Genomic DNA, 21,712 nt, shown 5'->3' on the forward strand with positions numbered 1-21,712 from the left:
TCCCGCTATTGAAGGCAGTCGTGCTTGGCGCACGCAGCGACCAGGGAGGTATGCGTCAGCGCTCGATGGACCTGATCCAACAGATTGAACAAAAGCATAGGAAGCCCCCCGTTCCTGTTAAGGCACCTTAAGGAAGTAGCCAATTGCCAGGGTCTACTCAAGACCGCCTGGCCTACTTAGCCTCTCACTCAATGAGTCGTCTGTTGCTGACGGGCTAGAGCACCGGCCAAACGCAGGCTCAAAGAGGCGGGATCTGGCGCGCCTCAACCTCCTGCCTCCGCACCGACCGCCCGTGCGAGCGCCTGCCGAGCCTGCATGCCTGCATCGAAGACCGCAAGCAGTAGCCCACCCTGATCCGAACGCATCTGCAGCCCTAGTTCTCGCAACAGTTGGCGAGAACCGCGCTGGCAGACTGCCAATAGCGGCGCTCGGTCCTCAGGGCGCGGCCCCGCGATGGCCAAGTTCACGAGCTCCCCTGTGCCCTCCTCCTCCGCTTCGAACAAGCGCGTCTGGGCGACCGCGCCGTGAGTGGCTCGAATGATCAGTCGGCCCCCAACGCGATCGCCCACTTGAAGCGGCAGCGGGCTTCCGGCGCTCCCTGGCAAGGCAGCCAGGGCCTGCCGCATGGCGCTGGCACTCTCCCAGCGTTCCGCAGGCTGGGCAGCCGTGGCCCGACGGATTACCGCCTCCAGTTCAGGGAAACCAGGCAAGGCTGGGGCCCCGGGTGAGGTGATGCGGCCTGCCGTCATGAAACTGAGTAACCTTCCGACCGCGTAAAGGTCGCTCGCCGCGCTCACGATACCACGCTCGAGCTGCTCCGGCGCTGAAAAGGCCAACGTGCCCAGCACGTCGGAGGGCATCGTCAGTCTGGCTTCCCCCACAACCTTGGCCGTTCCGAAATCGATCAGGCGCGCGCGGCCGCGGGCATCCAGCAACACGTTGGCCGGCTTGATGTCCCGGTGGAAGATCCCGTGGGCGTGAACGCTTTCCAGCGCGTCCAACACCTCCATACCAATCTGCACAGCCATTTCAGGGGCCAATGCCCCCCGCGCGACCCGCTGGCCCAGATCCTCACCATCGATGTATTCCATGACCAGCGCTGGCAGCGGATTCGTCAACATATCGTACATCTGCACGATGTGAGGATGAGGATGCAGGCAGAGCAGGCGATACTCGCGAGCCAATCGCTCCAACTGGCTTCGGTCCTCTCGAACCGCACGGTTCAACACTTTGATGGCCACCTGCCCGGCCGAGCCGTCCGTGGCTTTACCCAGATACACGGAGCTGCTGGTACCTGCGCCAATTCGGCGTTCGAGGTGATAGCCAGGAAATCGAGGTAACCCTTCTTCGTGGGGCGCTCCGCGCAGAGCCTCCACACGTTCAGGAGCGACGGCGCCCTCCCAGATCGTCTCCGCCGCTGTGGGAGCAAGCTTGGCTATCGCTTCTTCGAAACCAATCGGGACCGCCCCCCGGAGCGGTGCGCGCTCGCCACCGTCAGCCGGATCGTACTCCATCAATCGCGAGGACAAGTCCCACTTGTAGAGCATGCGGGTTTCACGAAAGCCGGTGCGCTCACTGGGCCCCACAGCCACGAAAGGCGCCAGCAAAAGCACCGCACCGGAGTCGAGCAGCAAGAAGGGCTGTTCATCGGGAAGTTGCTCCCCGCGCGGCAGCACCACTTCGACCCGATCGGGGGTCAGGCCGGCAAAGCGCCTGAGCACCACCGTCGTCGACTGGTCCGGGCGGCGTTTGGAGCTTTCTACGTACAAAATCGGATGGTGACGCAACACCCGCAGCGCCACACAAACAGCTTTGATGCGGTCTGCCGCCTCCGCCAGGGCGCTCTCGGCCATCGTTTCAGGCGGCAGACATGTGGCCCCCTGATGCACCATCTGATTCCGCAATTCCACCAGCGCCTGAAGGTGCAGGGCGAACTCGCTGCGGCCGTCAGCAGAGCCATCCACAGACGAGCCCAGGTAAAGCGCCACGAGTTCCTGCAAGCGGGAATCGATGGGGTGCCCATTCAGCGAACGTGCCGTCTCTTCGGCGGCCCGACAGAAATCCCCCAAGCTTGGTCCAGTGAATTTGCGCCGTAGCTGCTCGAAGTCCCTTCCAGGCTTCAACCCCAAGCCGATGCGCTGAGCCGTCAGCACTGCCAGCAAAAAGCGGATGGCCACATCCACAAAACCAAGCTGCCAACCGAGTGCTTCCCGACTATCACTGCCCGGATGAACGGCGCGGGCATAGGCAGACGCCACGGGCTGAGGCGCATAACAGCGCAGTAAAAGGTCTGAAGAGCTTGCCTGATCGGCGAGGTCACGCCGCAAGACTTGCGGCGGAGACTCACCCGTCTCACGCACCTCCCGAACAGGCATGGAACTCTCTCGGGCCCCCGGTAAAGCAGGCTTAGGCTCGCCCCCCGGGGCTGCCCCTTCCACCGCTGGCGTGGCGAGCGCCACCCCGATCGCAGTGGCCAGCGACGCCGGGATGGTGCGCATCCGAAACCCAAAATTCAACTGGTGAAGGTGCTCCAGATCTTCGGGCACGTTGGCGTACTCCTGGGGCAACAAGGTCAAAGACGCGTCCGTGACGGAGTCCGAATAGGTAAACGCTTTGTCCGCCTCGTCCCAGCCGGACAAAAGACAAGTTTTGGGGGGCTCGTCGGCCCTGGGCTGCAGCGTGCAGACGAAGGGCCCAAGCGATAGGACACGCCCCCCCTCCAACAACAAAAACGTGGAGCGCGTCGGAATGGCGTGCCAACCATCAGAAAGGGAGAGTGTCAGCCGCCGAGGCTGCATACCCTGGAGTACCCATACCCCAGCAGTTGTCTCCCCTTGGGTCCCTCGGTCCTTTCGTTGCAGCCAGAGGGGCGTCAGCCCACCAGCCACGGCGATGCCAGTCAGAAAAAATTGAAACGCCTGCTCGCCTTCCCGCAGCAAGTGCTCAGCGCGCCCTGCCTGATTGGCAGGCCATCCTGCCTCCGGCGCCATCATGCGCCAGATATCGTGAAGCTGAACGGATGCAGTCCGAAAGGCTTCGTCGATGACGTAGAGGTCCACCAGCGGTCTGAGCGACGACTCAAGATCGTCCACCCCCACCAGAGCTTCCGCAAGCTCTTGATTCGCCAGGCCCCAAGCCTCCAGCGAGGGGGCACGGAGCGCCCGATACAAAGCCGTCACCCGCTGGCCTGGGGGCAAACCGGCACCACACTGGCGCGCTGCCAGCACGGCGAAGAGATAGCGCTGCGATTGCTCGACCAGGCAAAGCCTTGAGAGCAGGCGCTCAAACGGCGTGCCATCGTCGGCGACGGCGCGACGCCAAGCGATTGCCAGCAACGAGGGGGCCGTGGAGGGGGTGAGTGTCGTGAGCGCCATCCTGTGTTCGTCCTGGCATTGAAGCAAGCACCTCATACCCCAAGACGTCTGCAACCGATCGTGACTCGTTGTTTGTATCCGAGGAAATCACTAAGAACGCCAGCAGACATTCGCACTTAAAATTTTTCCAGGCAGCCTTAATATCATTTTTTGAAACTATGTGCCGGCAATAATGAGTCTACTGAGTCAGAGGAGGCTAAATCATGCAGCAGCTTAGTTTCACGCCAGCCAAGTTGGCCTGCTTCGAGTTGGTCTTCCATACGTTTGCCAAAACCCCCTCGAATTGGGAAATGGCTGAGTCAGAGGCCTATGCCCGCCTTGCTCGCGAATTTCAGCGGATGAGTATGCATTACCATCACAATGTCTCCTTGGGCGCGCCCGAATACGCTGGAGAGGTCGCCCGCCACGCCTACACGTGTAAATATGTTCCCGCCCATGCGCACTGGCTGTTCACCACCTTGAAGGCCTGCCCGGTGTCGCAGGTTCTGTTCAAACAGACGCATTTGAAGGTGGTGGTGCTTGGCGGGGGGCCAGGCGCAGAGATGCTCGGCCTGGTGAAGTTCCTTGTCGAAAGTAATCGGACAACCTCAATCTCGTGTGACGTGTACGACCGCTGTACGGCGTGGGAGGACAACTGGCAAATGATGCAAGGCGCCTTGCGCCAACGCGGCCACCTGGAGGAGAGGAAATGGCGGGTGCGTTACCACGCGCAGAATTTCCACAGGGAGCTAAGCGAAGCCTGCCGGAGCCGGATCGGCGAGGCAGACCTGGTGCTATCGAGCTTCTTGCTCTCCGAGATGCGCAGCCAAGAATCATCCATGATGAAATTCCTCGAGCGCGTCTTCGGATCGTGCAAACCTGGTGCCATGGTGGTCATCAACGACAACTTGAAAGGCCAAGCCCTTGCAAGGCTCGACGCGAGTGCCGAGACTTGTGGGATGGCCAAACAGTTCGAGCGCTCACGAGCGACGAACGTGTACCCGATGGAGGAAGTTGAATCAAGCTATGCAGCCTTCTGGAAAAGACTGGCTCATAGCCCCAAGTGCAAGGGGGAATTGGGAGAACGCGTTTATACGAAATCGCTACAGACTGGCGCAACAAGCCCAAGTTCCGGCCAGCGCTAAGCCCGGACGGGGTCCGATATTCCTCAATGATGGGAGGCACGTGGTAAATGACGAATGGTCAGCAAATGTCACTGTTCAGCGGCCTGGGGCCTCGGCATTTGAACCTGCCGGATGCCACCATTTGGTACCAAGCGGGTTTCATCGCGCCGTTCGAGGCGCGGGGCTATTTTGAACGCCTCCAAGCACACGTTGCGTGGCGAAGCGAGCACTTAGTGGCCTACGGCAAACAGATGCCAATACCGAGGCTGACTGCTTGGTATGGCGATCCCGGCGCATTCTTTACCTATTCGCGCATTCACAACAGCCCCTTGGATTGGACGGATGATCTCACGAAACTGCGCTGCGCAGTAGAGCAAGCGACCCAACACCGTTTCAATGGGGTGCTGCTCAATCTGTACCGGGATGGCACGGACAGCATCGCCTGGCACAGCGATAATGAACGGGAATTTGGGGAACAACCGGTCATCGCCTCACTGACCTTCGGAGCCACGCGCAAATTTCGCCTGCGGCACAAGTCGCGCGAGGATCTGGAGGTCGTCGAACTTCCCCTCGAAGACGGCAGCCTGCTGGTAATGGCCGGGGAGACCCAACGCCACTGGGAACACGAAATTCGAAAATCCAAGACGGTCACGGGGCCACGCATCAATCTGACGTTCAGACTCGTCCTTACGCGTTGAAGAACGCAGACCAGACATCTCGCAGCCCAGAGACAGGCCTGCCTGGAGACCTAGCGCTTATTCCAGATAATCACGCAAGCGCAGCAAGTGTTCTTCGACATTGCCTGGGGCAGGCAAGCGCTGAAAAATGCTGAAGCGGAGGAAGTTGGCGCGGCGGGGGTTCAACTTGAGAACGCCCAAGGAGCCCTGATCCCCTCACCTCTGAAAATCGAAAATTTTTCCCGAGTTTTTTAATTGCAGATTTCGATACATACCCCCTGAGACAATCGCCAACAGGAACAGCAACGATCGCCGAACAACTCCCCCGGGCTCATTGCACAGGGGGCGGTGGTCTGTCGTGGAGACTGTCATGAGCACCCAAGCCCTCTTTCAAGAAATCACCATTGCCGACGCCACCATGCAGGCCCTGCGGGGGCCCTTGCGCGCTTTGCAGGGGCGCATGGAGTACCTCTTCGAGGCCGCGGCCCACTTCTATCGCTGTGGCCGCGTGATCGGCGCTCCCCTGATCCGGCGCTTGCCGGACGGCCTTTACAAGATGCGCCTCACCCAGGGCCTGCGCATTCCCTTCTTCTTTGAACAGCGTCTGGGGGGCGTGGCGTTGCATTTCGGGGAGATTGGCAACCATGCCCAGGGCGAGGAGTGGCACGTGCTGCCGCCGCGCTGGCGCGTCGAGGAGGCGGTCAACGTCAGCCTGCTGCCGGAGGCGATCGAGTATGTGGCGCCGCTGTGTCAGCAGCAGCCCAGCTGGGTCAAGCGCGTCTGGGACCCGGCCTGGCCAGAGCGGGCCCGGCTGCATCCGGAGCTCGACTTGCATCTGCATCTCGATGACGACCAGTGGGCGATCGCCTCGTGTCCGGGCCCGATCCTGCTGCGTGGCAGCGCCGGCTGCGGGAAGACCACGGTGGCCATCTATCGCCTGCTGGCGACCGAGGGCAGTGGACGTCGGCGGCTGTACCTGACCTTCACGCCGCACCTCAAGCGGCACGCCGAAGAACTCTACGACGCCATCCGTAACGAGCAGGCCGAGAAGCCCGAATTCAAGACGATCGAGGAGCTGTGTCGGGAGCTGGTGGGCGAGGGGCATGACACCCGCTTTCCGGCTGAAGGCAAATTGTCCTGGAGCCGCTTTCGCGAGCGTCACTTCTCTCGCATGAACCGGCTGGTGGGACACGACCCGGACCAGATCTGGGAGGAAATCCAGGCCGTGATCAAGGGGGACGAGCGCCTCTTGCATCGGCCGGACGAGGCCCACTTGCGCTACGAGGAGTATCTCGCAAGCCCGCTGCGGGGAGCCGACAATCCCGCCGCCACCTGGGAGGTCTTCGAGCAGTACCGGCGCCTGGAAGGCTGGGATGACATGGACCTCGCCCGCGCGGCCTATCGCACGTTGAGGTATCAACACGGGGCGCTGGCGGCCTTCGATGAGGTGATTGTCGACGAGGCCCAGGACCTCACGGTCTTTCACCTGGGGCTGGTGCTGGCGCTGTGCCGCAACCCGGATGGGCTGTTCCTGGCCGGCGACACCCAGCAGGCGATCCACCCCAGCCGCTTCAACTGGACGCGCTGGCGCGAGACGATGTACCGAGAATGGGGGGTGCGGCTGGGCGCAGGCGATGTGCAGACCCTGGCGCGCAACTACCGCTCGCCTCGCCCGGTGGTGGAACTGGCCAATGCCGTGGCCCTGTGGCGCCAGCAGACCTGGGCCGAAGACGAGGCCCTGACGGTCGCAGCGGTGCGCGACGGCGAGCCCGTGCGGCACCTGAGCCTGGCCCAGCTGCCGCCGGTGCCTGCCCGTCAGCAACTCACCACGCGCCTGATGGTGATCTGCCGGGACGAGGCCTGTAAGCGCGAGCTCCAGGCCACCTTCACCACCGCCCACGTCTTCACCGTGCATGAAGCCAAGGGGCTCGAAGGCGAGGTCGTGATCCTGTGGGGCCTGTTCGGCGCCGACCGCGAGGTGTGGGACTTCCACCGCATCCACGATCCGCGTTACAAGGGCCTGGTCAACCGCCTGGTGGTCGCCGCCACCCGCGCGCACCGGGTGCTGTTCGTGGTGGACGATTACCTGCCCACGCACTGGAGCGGCCTGGCCCACGCGGACTGGGAGCAAGGACCGGCGGCGATCGCCGCGCTGGCTCAGGAGTTGCAGGCCCCCCCGGAAGACCGGGACGTGCTGCTGCGGCGGGCCGGACACTGGGAGGAAGCCGGTCGCTTCGAGCAGGCAGCGGGGTTGTTCGAGCGCCTGGGCGACTGGGGAGCGGCGGGCCGCTGCCTGTATGCCCTGGAGCGCTGGGAGCAAGCGGGCGAGGCCTATGCGCGGGCCGAGGCCCATCGCCTGGCCGGCACCTGCTGGGAGAAAGCCGGCAAATGGCGGCAGGCCGGTGAGGCTTACCAGCTCGCCGGCTGCGCCCAGGAGGCAGGTCAGGCCTACGTCAAGGCCGGCGCCTGGGAGGCGGCGGTGACGCAATTCCTGGCCTGTGGGGATTGGGGCGCTGCCGGCCGCTGCGAGGAGGCCCTGCAACGCGGTTCGCAGGCGATTCATTGTTACCAGCGGGCCGGTCGCTGGAACGACGTGGGGCGCTGCCTCAGCCAGCAGGGCGATTGGGAACCGGCCCTGGAGGCCTACACCCGCGCGGGCAACGAAGCCGCCGCCACGGCCTGCCTGGAGCCGCTCGGACGCTGGACCGAGGCGGCGGAACGGCACGGCCGCGCCGGGCGTCACCACCCACAGGGCCGCTGCTTTCTGGCCGCCGGGCAGGCGGCCCCTGCGGAGCGGGCCTTCCGGCGCGCCCAGGCCTGGCGGGAAGTCGGCTGGCTGCAGGCGCGGCGCGGCGAACTCAACCAGGCGTATCGCCACTTCACGCGCGCGGAAGCACCGTTTCTGGCCTTCCTGGTGGCCTGGCAAAGCGGCGATTGGCTGCGCATGAGCCAGCAAATGGAACAGTGGGCGCTGGGGTTGTCGCTGGGCGAGCCGTTGCCGCCCCCCGAAACGCCTGTGGCCGATCCCTGGCAAACCGCCTCTGAAATCGAGGCCCTGTGGCAGCAGGCGGATCCACCGGCCTGCCCGGCCTTGGAACAGATGGAACGCGTCTGGGCCCCCTACGCCTGGGAGGTGGCGCGATCGTGCGCGCAGCAGGCCTGGGAAGCGTCCGAGAGCGGGCCACGCGAACGCCAGGCGCGTCGCCTGGAGCGCCTCACGGACCTCCAATCCCTGCTGGCCCAGGGGCGCCTGACCCACGCGGCCAAGCGGCTCGACCTGGCAGGAAAACCCGCCTGGGCGGCGCGCTACTACGAACGCGCGCAGGCCTTCCGGGAAGCCGCCCACGGCTGGATGCAGGCGGACGAATTCGCCCGGGCAGCCCGGGCCGCCCGCCAGGCCGACGCGCACGATCTGGCCGAGCAATGTGAAGGCCTGGCCAAATTGCTGGCCCAAGGGCCCGAGGTGCTGGCCGAATATTGCGAGCTCGAGCGAGACTGGGCCCGTGCGGCCCGCCTGTACGAACGCGCCAAGCGGTGGTTACCGGCCGGCCGCGCCCAGCTTGAAGAGACCCGCAAGCAATTCCAGGAGCAACTTGACGCCCTGCCACGACGCCCCCACACGGCCGAGCACGAGCCCGAATGGTTCATCCTGAAGGGCAAGGAGCGCTTCCTCGCCATGCTGGAGCGCGCGGCCCGCTGCTGCGAGTTCGCCACCCAGGCCGAACTGGCGGGCCGGGTGCGCCTCCGGCGGCAGGAGGCCCAGACGGCCCGCACGCGGGAAGACTGGCATCAGGTGCTGGCCGGGCTGGCGGGGCTGTGCGAAGAAATGGTCCTGCTGGAAGCCCCCGACGTGCCCCCCAGCGCCAAGGCGTCGTGATGGCGCCCGCCGGTCGGTCGCGCACCGGCGTCGACCGACCGGCTTCCCAACGCCGGGATGACGGGTCAGCACGAAGCCCGCTCCGCATTCCGCAAAAATTTTCTGCTCAATATCGAATTCCGCGATGGGCGCCGTGCTTCACTGAGCCAGACCGCCCCGACGCCACAGGAGACCAGCCCCATGACCGATTCCCGCTCCACCCCGACCAGCGCCCGACGAGGCCAACCTCGAGCCGGCCTGGGAATTCGCCTGCTGCGAGGCCTGTTCGGCCTGATGTTCAACTGGCCGCGCCGACGCGCCCTGCGTCGCATGGTGGTGGCGACCACCTGTCTGCCCGCGCCCGCCAGACCCCTGCGCGAGACGCAGGCCGAGGAGACGGGCCTGCCCTGTGAGCTGCCCCAACCGCAACTCCTGCTCGCCCCGCTCACCCCGGGGGAGCTGCAGTCGCTGCGCGAGTGGATCCGGGACGGTGCGCTGCCCGCTTACACCCGCGTGCTCGGCCCGAGCGGGCGGCACAGCCTGATCGTCGAGCTGGTGGTGCGCGATGCCGACGTGGGGGAGTTGCTCGACACGCGCATCACGGAACTGAAGGCGCAGCGTCGCTGGCTGGCCGAGACCAGCCAGCATCACGAACCGGACCAGCCAACCGCCCTCGAAGACTAGGCCTGGAGGCGTGCCGGCGCCCGGGCCGGTTCGCCCAGCCAGGTCGAAGCTTTGTTGCCAAATGGGGAATAGAGATGCCAGACTTGTTTCTAAAAAAACAACGCCACCCACATCCCTCGGCCGCCAGTCGCGCGACCTTGAAAGGAGCACCGCCCGTGTCGAAAGTCTCTTACGCCGCGTTGCTGATGGCCGCCGCCCTCAGCTCTGCCTGCACCGGGTTCATCACCATGACGCCGCCGCCCATCACGGTCGGTGCCACCCAGGCAACCACCGGTGCGCCGGCAACCCCGGGGACGGCCCCGGCGATCGCCCCGGCCCCCGCCGCGCCCTCGGCCGAGGCCCCCGTGGGCAGCAGCCCCGCCAGCGGCAAGCAGGTGCGCGAGGTGCGCGTCACGCCCGAGAGCTACATCATCACCGCCGGTGAGGCGCGCGACCTGCTGGCCACGGTGCAGTTCAGCGATGGCACCTTCGACTCCAACGTGACCTGGGCCAGTTCCGACAGCCGAATCCTGGAGGTGAATCCGACCACCGGACGGATTTCCGGCAAGAGCGAGGGCGTGGCCAGCATCGTCGCCAGCGCGCTGGGTGACCCGAGCAAGCGGGCCCTGGTGACCGTCACCGTGCGCAAGGGCGTGGTGCAGGAGGCCGTCACGCGGGTCGATCCGGCCAGCACGAGCCTGGCCGTGGGAGAGACCCGGCAGCTGACGGGTTCGGTGCAGATGTCGGACGGCAGCATGTCGCCCAATGTGCGCTGGGAAAGCTCGAACCAGAGCGTGGCCGTGGTCAGCGGCGGCGGCCTGGTCACGGCCGTGGGCAAGGGGCGCGCGACCATCACCGTCTCGGCGGCGGGCGATTCGACCCGACGGGCGACGTGTGATGTGACCGTCCAGTAACCATGGGCGCGCGCCTGACGGCGATCGCCTGGCTGACCTGCGCGAGCCTCCCGCTGGGGGGGCCCGCGCTGGCTGAGCGCGAGGCGCCCGAGCTGAAGCCACGCGCGAAAGCAGCCAGCGAGGCTCCGGAAACCAAGCCACGCGCGAAGGCGGTCACGCTCGAGCCGTTTGCCGAGGGTCCGCAGGGGAACTGGCACTATGCCCTCAGCACGCTGCCCCTGCGCGTCACCCTGGTGCGCTTCGACCCGGCCGGGGTGCGCCTGGACAGCCTGCCCCAAGGCCAGCGCTGGTGGGTTCATCAGCTGGCCTACAACCAGCGCACGGAAACCGGAAAAGGGGCCCGCGAGCTCAACCTGGCGCTGAACTGGGCGCAGGCGGCCCACACCACGATGCTGGGCGCGGAGCTGGGCGGGCGCAGCGGGTCTGCGCACGGGCTATACCTGGGCCACGGGCTGCAGCTGAACCTGTACCGGCAACCCACCGTACAGGCCGGCGACGGCCGCGTGCGGGTGGACCAGGCCTGGGATGCTGGGCTCGGCTACTGGGGCGCGTTCGGGCTGCGGGCCATCCGGGGGCCACTCGGCTGGTTCGCGGAGGCGGGCTGGCTCTGGCAGAGCGGGCTGACCCCGCTGGCAGGCCTGGCGGGCGGAACGCGCGTGAACGAATTACAGGCGGAATCCGGGCCGATCGCGCGGGCCGGCTTCACCATCCGGATCTGACGAGGAGGTCGCGCATGACGCGTCGCAAGCGAGCCCTGGGGGGATTGGTCGGCCTGGTGCTGCTCGGCTGCACGCCGCTGCCGCCGGACTTCATCGTGACGGTGGCCGGCAGCAGTGCGGGCACCACGCCGGGCGCGACCCCGCCCCCCGGCTGGAACGGCGCCGTGGGCGATCGCCCCGCCATCCGGCTGCGCAGCAGCGACACCCAGCTGGTGCTGAAGCCGGGCGACAGCCAGGAACTGGCGCCCTGGTTGCGGGATGAGGCGGGCTACCCGCTGCGGGAGGCCGTCACCTGGCTGAGCAGCAATCCGCGCGTGGCGACGGTCGACCTGGCCAGTGGGCGCGTCGAGGCGCAGGGCGAGGGCGAGGCGCTGCTGACGGTGCAGGCTGTGCGGGACCCCTCGGCCCGCCTGACGCTGACGGTCTCGGTGATTGCGCAGCATCTGGTCTCGTTGATCGCAATCACGCCGCCGGTCTTGAGCCTGCCCCGCGGCGGCAGCGAGACGCTGGCGGCGGTCGTCACCATGCACAACGGCGAGCGCCACGGCAACGTGGTCTGGTCCTCCTCCGACGACACGATCGCCACCGTCGACAGCCAGACCGGGCTGGTGCGCGCCCGCCGCGAGGGACGCGTGACGATTCTGGCCGCCTACACCGTCGACAAGCGCTATCGCGGGCTGGCCGAACTGACGGTGGTGGCCGCCGATGCCACCCCCAGGCCCTCCCCCAGCCCCAGTGAGATCACCTTCGGGCCGGGTGCCACGCCGCTGCCCGGCGGGCGATCGCCCAGCCCCACGCCGAGCCCGACGCTCAGCCCCGCCACCAGCGGCATCGCGGGCTTCCCCGCCAGCGCGACGCCGCGCCCCGTGCCGACCTCCGACGACGAGCTGTTCGAGTTGCCGCTGCCCACGCCGGAACCGGAACCCACACCGACGCCGCGGCCCACCCCGACCCTGCGGCCCAGCCCCACGCCGACGCCTACCCCCACGCCAACTCCCACGCCCACGCCGGTGCCCACCGCCGTCCTGACCGGGCGGGTCGTGAACAGCGAAACGGGAACGGGCCTGGCCGGCGCCACGGTGACGCTCTCCAACGGCCGCAGCGCCACCACCGACGCGAGCGGGTCGTACCGCCTGGTCACAACACTCGGGGGCGTGACGCTGCAAGCGAGCAAGAGCCGCTTCAGCGCCGAAGCCGGCGCGGCCTACCGGGTCAACCTGGACGCCTCTCAGGCCGATCAGACCGTGACGGTGCCGCAGGACCTGACGCTCACCCCGCAACACTGGTACAACCAGCTGAGCGGCGTCAGCAGCACGCTGCGCGACCTCCACGCGGTGGACGCCGCCACCGCCTGGTGCGTGGGCGACGGAGGCACGATCATGCGCACCACCGACGGCGGCAGCGACTGGCGCCCGGCCTCGCTGGCGCCGGCGGTCGATTACCACGGCGTGTTCTTCATCAACGCCACCACCGGCTGGGCGGTGGGGTCGAACGGCACGATCGTGAAGTCGACCGACGGCGGCGCCAGCTGGAATGCCCAGCCCAGCGGGGGTGGCGAAACGATCCGCGACGTGGAATTCGTCAACGCCACCAACGGCTGGGCGGTCTCGCAGTCGGCCGTTTACCGGACCACCAACGGCGGTGCGAGCTGGAGCCGCAGCACCAGTGCCAACGGCCTCAAGGTCTCGTTCATCAGCCCGACACGCGGGGTGGTGGGCGGTGCCGGCGCCATCTACGTGACGAATTCGGCCGGGGCCAGCTGGCAGCGCGGCGCGTCTTCCACCCCCAGTGCCGGGTACTCGCTGCAGATGACCAGCCCCACCGACGTCTGGGTCTTCGGCGAATATGCCGGCAGCGCCAACTATTCCGTCACACGCTCGACCGACGGCGGGCTGACCTTCACGCGGCTGTGCGATTACTGCTCGTACAGTGGCGGGCGGGTCGTGGACGTCGCCAGCGGACGCTACATCACCAGCACGACCAGTGGCTTCCTGGAGACCTTCTTTGTGAATCCCACCACCGGCTGGCGGGTCGGCAACAACGGGGTAATTCAGGCCTATTGATCGACCGCCAGGGCGATCGCGGCGTGTTCCGAGCCTGGGAAAGGGCCGCCAGGGCGACCACGGCGTGACCCGGGCCCACGAACGGGCCGCTGGGGCAGGCACGGCCGGGCCTCATCACGAGGAAGAAGCCAGGCCAGGAAAGGGGCCCCAGAGGCGTTACGAGGAGACCGGATCGGCCCAGGCGCTGAGCAGTTGTTCCAGCGCGACCCGAAACGGCTCGGCCTGCACTGGCTTGTTCAGCACCAGGCCCACGCCGGCGTCCAGGGCATCCTGGCGCACGTCGGGGTCGGTGCTGGCCGTCAGCATGAGGGTCGGCAGGCGACCGTGGCGGGCGAACAGGGTTTCCACCAGCTCGATGCCGTCCTGGTCCTCGCCGATGAAGTTGTAATCGACCACCAGCAGGCCGAACGGCGTGCCTGCCGCGATCGCCGCGGCCGCCAGGCGCGTCGCCTCGCGCGGCGAACCGGCCTCGACGTAGGTGTGGCCGAGGGCCTGCAGCATCAGGGCAATCGAATGGCGGACGATCGCCTCGTCATCGGCAATCAGCACATGGCGCACGGCAGCTTCCCCCTCATGCTCGAACTTCCGCAAGGGCCGCCCCGGCCGGCTGCCCTGCATCTTCCCGGTTGAACCAGAACGTCACCCGCGCGCCCCCTTCGGGGCGGTTGGCCAGCTCGAAGGTGGCCTGGTGAAAGCCCAGATAGGCGGCCACGATCAGGCTGCCTTTGCCGCCACGGCGGCGTCGATTGGACGACTCGACCCGCCCCCGGTACAGCTTGTCCATGACCCCCTCGGCAAAGCCGGTGCCGTTGTCTTCCAGCATCACGCCGAGGCGCTCGGCCTGCTCGACGAAGCGAATCGTGATCTGTCCGGCCAGGCCCTCGTCCTCGCGCTGCGCCCGGCGCACCGAGGCCGCCGCGTTGTAGAGCGCGTTCTTGACCACGCTGCGGAAATGCACCGGGTTGAACATGATGCGCGGCGCCGTCTCGGGCACGAGCGCCTCGATGCGCAGGCCGTCATTGGCGCTGCGCAGGTTCGGCGGCAGGTGCTCCAGCAAGGCGAACAGTTCCGCGCGCGGGTCGACCGGCTGGGTCTGGCGGTTGGCATATTCCGGCAGCCCGTCGATGACCCAGCGGATCGACTCGATCGTCTCGTCGACGTTGCGCACGAAGGCCGCCATCTCCTCGCGCGTCACCTCGATCGAACGGTCCTCCAGACAGCGCAGGAAGGATTTCACGTCCGCCAGCGAGAGATGGCCCTTGTCGTTCAGATCGCCCGTGCCCAGCAGGGGCGCCTTGTACAGGTCGTGGACCGCGTCGTGCAGGTTGATGTCGATCTGAGCGATGAACCCGTTGAGAGCCTGGATGTGATTGCTCATCTGGCTGGAGTCATCGCTGATCTGGGCGTAAAAGGTCGACCAGATGTCATTCAGGCGCTCCAGTTCCCGCTCGCGCTCGACCAGCGCCAGCCGCGCTTCCGTCTCGCGGCGGGCCGACTCGGCGACGACCTCGCGCGCCTCCGACTCACGGCGGGCCGCCTCGGCGATCGCCCGCTCCTCGCGGGTCCGCCAGACCTGCCGCACGGCCAGGCCCAGCAGGAACAGGGCGACCCAGAGCGCCAGGTTTGAATTGAGCGGCGGCAAGGGGCGATAGGTCAGCTCCAGCCAGTCCCGCGTGACGCCATCGGCGCCGCGAATCGGGGCCAGCACAGCCCAGCCGCCCGGCTCGAAGTCCCGCGGATAGCGGTTCTTCATGCGCTGATCGGTGTCGAGCAGGCGAACCCCGCGCAACTCGGTGTCGCGACGGCGTTCGTAGTAGTCGCGCAGTTCCTGAAAGCCGTTTTGCCCATTGATATAGGCCCCCAGCAGTTCGTCGGCCAACGCCCTGGCCTCGGCGCTGCGGGCCAGGTGGGTTTGGGTCAGGTAGCCCCCCGTGCAGGCCAGCAGCAGGCCGACCGTCAGCAGCCAGGAAGCCAGACGCCGAGGGCGCACGGGCGCATCCGTCACGGTTCAGTTCCCGCGCTCGGCCCGTTCCAGGGCGCTGGTCCAGGCCCGGACGGGGTCGTAATCGCTCGCCTCGGTATGCACCCAGCCGCTGATCTGCTCATCCAGCGGGGAGACCACGCGCGCCACGGCCTCGGGAGGTTGCGCCGCGAGGGTCTCGAAGAAACGCTGGACGGCCAGGCGCAGCGGCGCCGGCAGGCGACGGTGAACGACGATCGGGTCGTTGGGAATCTTGTCGGTCTGGGCCAGCACACGCGTCTCGCCACGCTTGGCCTCGTCCTGGCCGAAGGCGTCGATGCGCGCGTCGTCGTAGACCGCCCCGGCATCCACCTCGCCGTTGGTGACGGCATGGACCACGTCCGGGTGACGCCCCTTGTAGAAGCGCACGTCGGCAAAGTCGCGGGCCAGGTCCAGCCCCGCACGTTCAAGCATCAGGGCCGGGAGCAGGTAGCCACTGGTCGAGCGCGTGCTGACGAAACCCAGCCGCGCGCCGGCCAGGTCCTTGAGTTGCCGAACCTTGCTGTCGGCCTTCACCAGCAGGAGGCCGCGGTACCAGGAACGCTTGAAGCGCACGGGCCGGACGATCGGCTCGTATTGGCGTTCGTTCTGGACATAGAGCGCCGGACCGACCGACACGATGTCGAGCTCGCCCCGTTGCATGGCCTCGGCCATCTTGTCGTAGGAAGGGCGAGACTGGAACACCACCTCTCGCCCGATCGCCTCACTGAGGGCCCGCACCAGCGGGCCGTAGCGGATGGACAGCTTGTCCCCCGCCCCGTCCGAGGGCACCTTGGCAAAGACCAGTGGGGGCGGCGCGGCCGGCGTGGAGACCGTTGCCAGCAGACCAACCAGGCCCCCGAGGGCGATCGCCACGAGCCCCTGATTCCAGCCTTGCAACCGCATCCTGGTCCCCCTCGCTCCGGGTCGAAACTTGCAGCCGAGCGACAAGCCCCCCTACCATAAGCCAAAGGTGCCCGTTTGGGCAATCGACCACAGGCGAACCCGCGCGTCCCGGCGAGGCGCAAGGCCGGCCTGTCCGGACGCCCTTGGGAGACCACGCATGCTCGAATCGTTGCTTCTGGAAGGTTTCAAGCCCTTCGGTCAGGCTCAGCAGGTGCCCCTCGGGCCCCTGACCCTGGTCTATGGTCCGAATTCCGCCGGCAAATCCTCCCTGATCCAGGCCCTGCTGCTGCTGAAGCAATCGCTGGCCAGCGCGGAACTGGGCGGGGCGCTGCGCCCCAGCGGCGCGCTGGTCGATCTCGGCACCTACCGCAGCCTGCTGCATCGGCACGAGGCCAGCCGGACGCTGCGCCTCGGGGTGGGATTCCGCATGAGCGAGAGTGGCGCCAGACCCGGGGTCGAACGCGGCGACTACGCCTTCGAATGGCAGTTCCAGACCGAGTATGCGGCCGGCGAGGCGGTCTGGCTGCCGCAGCTGCGCAGCGTGCGCTACCGCTTCTCAGACGCGCAGGGCGCGCTCGATTGCGGCCTGACGCGCATTCGCGAAGCCGCCACCGGGGCCTACGTGCCGGTCGGCGAACACGTCTACAAGTGGCTCGACCCGGCCTCGCTGCGTTCTTTTTCCGACTGGTTGCGCCAGCGCAGCCGCAGCGAGGGTTCCGAACCTGACCCGGAGCTGGGGGGCAAGGGCTGGCAACAGGTGCTGCGGGCCATCGAGTTTCAGGACGCCCCGCTGCTGCCGACGCGTCCGGTTGTGCGGGCCGACGCCGAGGCCCAGCTGGCCGCCCGGGCAGGCCGGGTGCTGCAACACCACGGTGGCAGCCTGGGCATGCTCTCGGCCGCGCTGCAGCGGGCCTTCGAACGGCTCGACTACCTTGGCCCGCTGCGCAGCTACCCGCAGCGCTACACCCCGCTCAGCGGAGGCGATCCGCGCAGCGTCGGGCGGGTCGGCGAGCACACGGCCTCGCGCATCCTGCGGCATCCCGAGGCGGTCGAGGACATCAACCGCTGGTTCAGCCGTTTCGAACTGCCCTACGCGATCGAGGCCGAGCGCATCGGCACCGAGGTAACGGGCGACATCGTGGTGCTGAACCTGCTCGACCAGCGCACGGGGGTGCGGGTCGCGCCAACGGATGTGGGCTTCGGCCTGGGCCAGATCCTGCCGGTGCTGGTGGAGGGCGGCGGCGGCAGTGGGCGAACGATCTGCGTGGAGCAGCCCGAAATTCACCTGCACCCCCGCATGCAAGCGCACCTGGCCGATTTCTTCATCGAGACGGCGCGCCTGCCGCGGGCCGAAGCGCGTCGCGGCAGCGCCCGGCGGGAGCGGGGTCACCAGTGGATCCTGGAAACCCACAGCGAGGCCCTGATGCTGCGCCTGCAACGCCGGGTGCGCGAGGGACGCCTGCATCCGGATGACCTCTGCGTGCTCTACGTGCAGCCCGACGGGGCGCACGGCAGCCGGGTCATGCGGCTGTCCCTCGATGCGCGCGGGGAATTCCTCGACGAGTGGCCGGACGGCTTCTTCGAGGACAGCTTCCTGGAGCTGTTCGGCGAGGCCGCCTTGTGATCGTCTCGTTTTCGGTCGACCGGGCGGTCTTCGAGGCCTTCGACCCTCACGACGCGGTGGTCCAGCAGGCCCACCTGCGCCTGCAGGAGGCCTGGCGCCTGGTGGGCAAGCTGCACCTGCCCACGCGCGACGACGAGCGCCGGGCCTGGTTCCGCGCGCTGCAGCAACTGCCCACGCCGCTGCGCAAGCGCTGGCAGCAGGGCTTGATGCAGAACCGCTGGGCGCTGGCGGACCAGGCCGACCTGCACTGTGTCACCCCGGCGCAGGCCGCAGCCAGCGGGCTGACGCCCACCCAGATCTCGCTGCGCCCGGCCGGCCAGCCGGAAACCTGCCGTTTCGACTGCGCGGATCGCGCCCTCGGCTTCCAGCAGGCCCGCGCCCAGGCGCACCTCGGCATTCCCGCCGGCACCCGCGTGCAGGAGCTCTGGGAGCGGAAATTTGCCGCGCTGCTGGCGCAGGCCCGCCACGTGGTGCTGGTCGATCGCTACGCCCTGGCGGCTCATCTCGACACGCGCCGGGCCCAGCCGAGCGGGCTGGCACGCCTGCTGCGCGAGCTGGATGGCCTGACGCGCCCGGTGAACGTGACGCTGTACACCCAGCTCTGGTCCGGCCACCGGACGGCGCTGAAGCAGCTGGCAGCCGGCCTGACGCAAGGCGGCATCCGGGAATGGCGCGTGCGGCTGGCGCAGGATGAGACCTTCGTGCGGCACGCCCACGACCGTCACCTGCGCATCGACCGCACCTTGATCCAGCTGGGCAAGGGCATCGAGGTGCTGGCCGGCGAGTACGTCTTCGGCGCCAGCGACTACGACCTGAAACCCTTCACCCCGTTCGCGCGCCAGCGGGAAGAAGAACTGCGCCGGGCCTGCCGGGAGTGGCGCTGGCGGCCAGGCGAACCTGCGCGGGCCCCTGGAGCCGAGGGGGGCTGAGCCAGCAGGGCCCGCGGGTCAGGGCTCAGAGCGTTGGTCGTGCCACCGCCCCATGGCGGGGCGAGCCGCGCCGACGGGTGAGGCCCGCCAGAAGGCGAGCAGGCAGCCCCCTGAGGCTCGCAAAAGTTTTTTACTCCAGTCACTTAGTATCACTTTTCCGTATATAAGCGATGTCATCATCGCCAGAGTCAGCGCTCGCGATGTCGGTTTCTCCCCGTCGCCGTGGTGCTTCAATCACGCCCCCACGCCCCGACAGGAGGTTCGCCATGACGTTCTTCAGCCTCGATGCCTCGACCCTCAGTGGCACCGTCAATTTCGCGGCCCTGCGTATCCAGGTGCTCGAACGCCTTCACCAGGAGCCGCACGCCTGCTTCAGCCGTCGGGAGCGGGTCGCCATCATGGACGGCTTCGTCGAGATGGCCAAGCAGCATCTGCAGCACGCCGCGATCCGCCGGGATGCCCCGCTCACCCGGGACTGGCGCGACAACGCGGGTCTGGTGATTCTCTCCCGCGACATGGAGGAGTTGCCGTTCGACGTGCCGAAGTGGGTCTTGTTGTTCGGCTGGTTGGCGCCCGAATCGGCGGCCGCCTGGTGTCCGGATCTGCTGGCCGAGGTGACCCTGCGCGCGCTGAACGGCACGCTGGGGCAAGCCCCGCCCCGACGAAGTCCGCGCCCGCGCAAGCGCTGAGCCCCCAGGCCGGCGCTTGAATGGGAGAGGCTGCCCCGTGGCCAGATTTCAAACAAATGCCAGCGGCGTACGACCCGGCCGTAGAATTTCCCGTGACGAACGGGAAAAAGAAGGGAGCCCTTTGCTACGGCCTCGCCCGACAGGTAGGACCATGCTCGAGAACGACAAACGCGCCAAGGAGTCGCGGGAGCGCATCCGTTGTCTGCTGCTGCTCTGGACGTTGGAGGCGGGCGTGATTGCCCGCACGACGCTGCGCGAGCGGGCGCTGGCCGAGCACGATTTCCGCTGGGAAACCCTGTCCGCGAGAGAAAAGTCCGCCTTTAACAACCACCTCTGCCGCGACCTGAATGGCATGGTCACATCCGGGTTGCTGGAGGCGTTGCAGCTGCAACCGGATGGCCGGGTGGGGCCGCACATCGAGGGACGGATGCGCAATCAGGTGTACTACCGCGCGGTCTTGCAGCCGGAATTCGTGGTGTTCAGCCCCGAGGGCCCCTCGCTCGACCCGCATGTCGCCCGCGTGGCCGAACAACTGGCCGCCCAGAGCGCCCCGCGCGCGTCGCGCGGGCGGGCCGAATTGCGCTTCGCCCTGGCGGAGCTCAAGGCCGCGAGTGGCCACGGCGGCCTGGCCGCGCAGCTGTTGTCGCGCGTGTCGGCTGCCCTGGAAGCGCGCTTCGGGCCAAGCCGTTACACCCCGCGCATCCGCCACCGCCCCTTGCCGCCAACCCTCGGCGAGGCCAGCCGCAGCGCCGTGCGGGCACACGTCTGGGAAGGGGTGGTGCGCGCCCTCGACCAGGGGCTGCGTATCGAAATCCGCTACAATCGCCGGAAGACCAAGGAGCCACAGCGCCTCTGTCCCTATCGGGTCGTCTGGTACAACGGGCGCCCCCGCCTGGAGGCCTACTGGTTCCACCGCGGGGTGCGGCGCTGGTGTGCGATTCCCTTGCATCACCTGGCCCAGCTCGAGGCCCTCGAAAGCGACCGGGCCGAGTGGGCCGGCCCGGCCCCCTCCGCCGAAGAGCGCGAGCTGCTCGACAACGTGTGGGGCACCGACCTGGAGGATCCCGCCCTGCTGAAGCGGGCCGAGGACGACGTACGGCCCCTGGCCGACCTGACCACGGAGGTCGAGTTGCTGTTCCACGGCGCCGCGGCCAGCGCCGTGCGCAACGATCCCGGCTGCGCCCTGGCCCGCCTCAGTGCCGAGCACGATGCCCGGGGCTTGCTGATCCGCTATCGCGTGCGCACCCTGGTGGGATCGCATTTCAAGAAGTGGCTGGCCTCCTGGGGCGCCGAGGTGCGCGTGGTGCAGCCGCGGGCGCTGGCCGCCGAGGTGGCCGAGACCGCCCGCCAGGTCTACGAGGCGCACCGCGCCGCGCTGGAGGATGAGCCTTGAGCGGCCAGTTTCATTGTACTGCCGGCACGGCGCTCCCTGCGCACATTCGAATGGCAAACAACGGGCTTCCACCCGGGCAAGGGGTGGCGCGCCCGGGGGGTTTGAGGCCGGCAGGGGCAGGGTAAGCCCCCCTCGTCCCGCCCGCCGGAGGAGCTCGTCATGCCGCACCCGATCGCCCTGCTGGGTCTCACCGTCTGGCTGAGCCTCGGCACGACCTGCCTCGCGGCGGAGCCGGCGGCCTCACCCGTCCCCACGCCCGGGCGCCCCGACGGCGAAGGCTTCGTCCGAGGGGCCTTGCCGCGTGCTCAGGCCTTCATCGTCGTTCCGGGGCTCAGCCTGGCGACCAGTGAGGAGGTCACACCCAGCGCGCGCCCCAAGCTGGAGCGGGCGGTGCGGGCTCTCTGGCGCATCCAGCGCCCGCTGGACAAGGTCACAGAGGTAAAACTGGAGGCCACGAGCTGGCACCAGCAAATGGTCGCGGCGGCCGAGCAGGGACGCCGGATTTGCAAGCTGTACGGGCGCCTGCCGGTCCGCGTGACGGCCCAGGAAGCGGCCGGGCCGCCCACCACCTGGCAGGCCGTGCTTTGCCTGGAAGAGGAGCACTCGCGCGTCACGCTGACGATCGAGGGGCCGGTTCGCTGAGCGGCGCCTGTCAGTTCATGCCCCCAACCGCCACCAATCTGGCGACGCGGGGCTGAAGGCGCTGCAGCAGGGCGATCATCGGTTGGACTTGCAAGAACATCGGAGCCTCCGTGGCGGCAGGGTCAACCATTGCTCGTACTGATTCCATCGGCGAGCGGCGC

Annotated in this window: 16 protein-coding genes; 12 read left to right on the forward strand and 4 right to left on the reverse strand. The window is 67.6% G+C overall.

All coding sequences use genetic code 11. The features are described 5' to 3' along the window. Positions 1-263 precede the first annotated feature (263 nt). Positions 264-3,374 carry a serine/threonine-protein kinase gene (locus tag VKP62_13160; GenBank protein ID MEB3198142.1) on the reverse strand — a complete coding sequence of 1,037 codons (3,111 nt, stop codon included), beginning with the start codon at positions 3,372-3,374 and terminating at the stop codon, positions 264-266. 203 nt (positions 3,375-3,577) lie between these two features. On the opposite strand from VKP62_13160, the gene VKP62_13165 reads away from it, so the two are divergent. The 7 genes from VKP62_13165 (at position 3,578) to VKP62_13195 (ending at position 13,369) form a co-directional block, all read left to right on the forward strand. Beyond that, a complete protein-coding gene (locus VKP62_13165) occupies positions 3,578-4,498 on the forward strand; it encodes a hypothetical protein (GenBank protein MEB3198143.1) in 921 nt (306 codons plus the stop codon). A 47-nt stretch (positions 4,499-4,545) separates the two neighbouring features. Then, positions 4,546-5,175 (forward strand): alpha-ketoglutarate-dependent dioxygenase AlkB, encoded by a 630-nt coding sequence (locus VKP62_13170; protein MEB3198144.1) that lies wholly within the window; start codon positions 4,546-4,548, stop codon positions 5,173-5,175. A 349-nt stretch (positions 5,176-5,524) separates the two neighbouring features. Next, positions 5,525-9,031, forward strand: coding sequence for a UvrD-helicase domain-containing protein (locus VKP62_13175; protein ID MEB3198145.1), 3,507 nt, complete (start codon positions 5,525-5,527; stop codon positions 9,029-9,031). A gap of 180 nt (positions 9,032-9,211) precedes the next feature. Beyond that, complete coding sequence (locus VKP62_13180; GenBank protein ID MEB3198146.1) at positions 9,212-9,694, forward strand: hypothetical protein; 483 nt, start codon at positions 9,212-9,214, stop codon at positions 9,692-9,694. A 155-nt stretch (positions 9,695-9,849) separates the two neighbouring features. Continuing rightward, on the forward strand, positions 9,850-10,587 hold the full coding sequence (locus VKP62_13185; GenBank protein ID MEB3198147.1) for an Ig-like domain-containing protein: 738 nt from the start codon (positions 9,850-9,852) through the stop codon (positions 10,585-10,587). Positions 10,588-10,589: 2 nt separating this feature from the next. Continuing rightward, positions 10,590-11,306, forward strand: a complete 717-nt coding sequence (locus VKP62_13190) for a hypothetical protein (protein MEB3198148.1) — start codon at positions 10,590-10,592, stop codon at positions 11,304-11,306. A 14-nt stretch (positions 11,307-11,320) separates the two neighbouring features. After that, positions 11,321-13,369: an Ig-like domain-containing protein gene (locus VKP62_13195; protein ID MEB3198149.1), complete on the forward strand. Its 2,049-nt coding sequence runs from the start codon at positions 11,321-11,323 to the stop codon at positions 13,367-13,369. Between the two features lie 156 nt (positions 13,370-13,525). On the opposite strand, the gene VKP62_13200 is transcribed toward VKP62_13195, so the two are convergent. From VKP62_13200 to VKP62_13210, 3 genes are read right to left on the reverse strand one after another with little or no spacing between them, the layout of a single operon-like run. Beyond that, a complete protein-coding gene (locus VKP62_13200; protein ID MEB3198150.1) occupies positions 13,526-13,927 on the reverse strand; it encodes a response regulator in 402 nt (133 codons plus the stop codon). Between the two features lie 13 nt (positions 13,928-13,940). After that, positions 13,941-15,374: an ATP-binding protein gene (locus VKP62_13205; protein MEB3198151.1), complete on the reverse strand. Its 1,434-nt coding sequence runs from the start codon at positions 15,372-15,374 to the stop codon at positions 13,941-13,943. 3 nt (positions 15,375-15,377) lie between these two features. After that, entirely contained in the window at positions 15,378-16,274 is an 897-nt protein-coding gene (locus VKP62_13210; protein ID MEB3198152.1) for a phosphate/phosphite/phosphonate ABC transporter substrate-binding protein, read from the reverse strand. 157 nt (positions 16,275-16,431) lie between these two features. Here VKP62_13210 and VKP62_13215 point away from each other — a divergent pair, with 157 nt between their 5' ends. The 5 genes from VKP62_13215 (at position 16,432) to VKP62_13235 (ending at position 21,551) form a co-directional block, all read left to right on the forward strand. Further along, the gene (locus VKP62_13215) at positions 16,432-17,898 is read left to right on the forward strand and encodes an AAA family ATPase (GenBank protein MEB3198153.1); all 1,467 of its coding nucleotides are present in this window, start codon (positions 16,432-16,434) and stop codon (positions 17,896-17,898) included. Beyond that, positions 17,895-18,827, forward strand: a complete 933-nt coding sequence (locus VKP62_13220; GenBank protein ID MEB3198154.1) for a hypothetical protein — start codon at positions 17,895-17,897, stop codon at positions 18,825-18,827. The genes VKP62_13215 and VKP62_13220 overlap by 4 nt, the downstream gene beginning before the upstream one ends. A gap of 266 nt (positions 18,828-19,093) precedes the next feature. After that, a complete protein-coding gene (locus tag VKP62_13225; protein ID MEB3198155.1) occupies positions 19,094-19,516 on the forward strand; it encodes a hypothetical protein in 423 nt (140 codons plus the stop codon). A gap of 151 nt (positions 19,517-19,667) precedes the next feature. Further along, on the forward strand, positions 19,668-20,909 hold the full coding sequence (locus VKP62_13230) for a WYL domain-containing protein (GenBank protein MEB3198156.1): 1,242 nt from the start codon (positions 19,668-19,670) through the stop codon (positions 20,907-20,909). A gap of 159 nt (positions 20,910-21,068) precedes the next feature. Then, on the forward strand, positions 21,069-21,551 hold the full coding sequence (locus VKP62_13235) for a hypothetical protein (protein MEB3198157.1): 483 nt from the start codon (positions 21,069-21,071) through the stop codon (positions 21,549-21,551). Positions 21,552-21,712: the final 161 nt, after the last annotated feature.

Source organism: Candidatus Sericytochromatia bacterium, assembly GCA_035285325.1.
Lineage (GTDB): Bacteria > Cyanobacteriota > Sericytochromatia > S15B-MN24 > JAQBPE01 > JAYKJB01.

Coding starts and splice junctions, on each gene's coding strand:
- VKP62_13170 (MEB3198144.1), top strand. CDS start 4,546: ATGACGAATGGTCAGCAAATGTCACTGTTCAGCGGCCTGGGGCCTCGG.
- VKP62_13235 (MEB3198157.1), top strand. CDS start 21,069: ATGCCGCACCCGATCGCCCTGCTGGGTCTCACCGTCTGGCTGAGCCTC.
- VKP62_13180 (MEB3198146.1), top strand. CDS start 9,212: ATGACCGATTCCCGCTCCACCCCGACCAGCGCCCGACGAGGCCAACCT.
- VKP62_13165 (MEB3198143.1), top strand. CDS start 3,578: ATGCAGCAGCTTAGTTTCACGCCAGCCAAGTTGGCCTGCTTCGAGTTG.
- VKP62_13160 (MEB3198142.1), bottom strand. CDS start 3,374: ATGGCGCTCACGACACTCACCCCCTCCACGGCCCCCTCGTTGCTGGCA.
- VKP62_13190 (MEB3198148.1), top strand. CDS start 10,590: ATGGGCGCGCGCCTGACGGCGATCGCCTGGCTGACCTGCGCGAGCCTC.
- VKP62_13195 (MEB3198149.1), top strand. CDS start 11,321: ATGACGCGTCGCAAGCGAGCCCTGGGGGGATTGGTCGGCCTGGTGCTG.
- VKP62_13225 (MEB3198155.1), top strand. CDS start 19,094: ATGACGTTCTTCAGCCTCGATGCCTCGACCCTCAGTGGCACCGTCAAT.
- VKP62_13215 (MEB3198153.1), top strand. CDS start 16,432: ATGCTCGAATCGTTGCTTCTGGAAGGTTTCAAGCCCTTCGGTCAGGCT.
- VKP62_13175 (MEB3198145.1), top strand. CDS start 5,525: ATGAGCACCCAAGCCCTCTTTCAAGAAATCACCATTGCCGACGCCACC.
- VKP62_13210 (MEB3198152.1), bottom strand. CDS start 16,274: ATGCGGTTGCAAGGCTGGAATCAGGGGCTCGTGGCGATCGCCCTCGGG.
- VKP62_13230 (MEB3198156.1), top strand. CDS start 19,668: ATGCTCGAGAACGACAAACGCGCCAAGGAGTCGCGGGAGCGCATCCGT.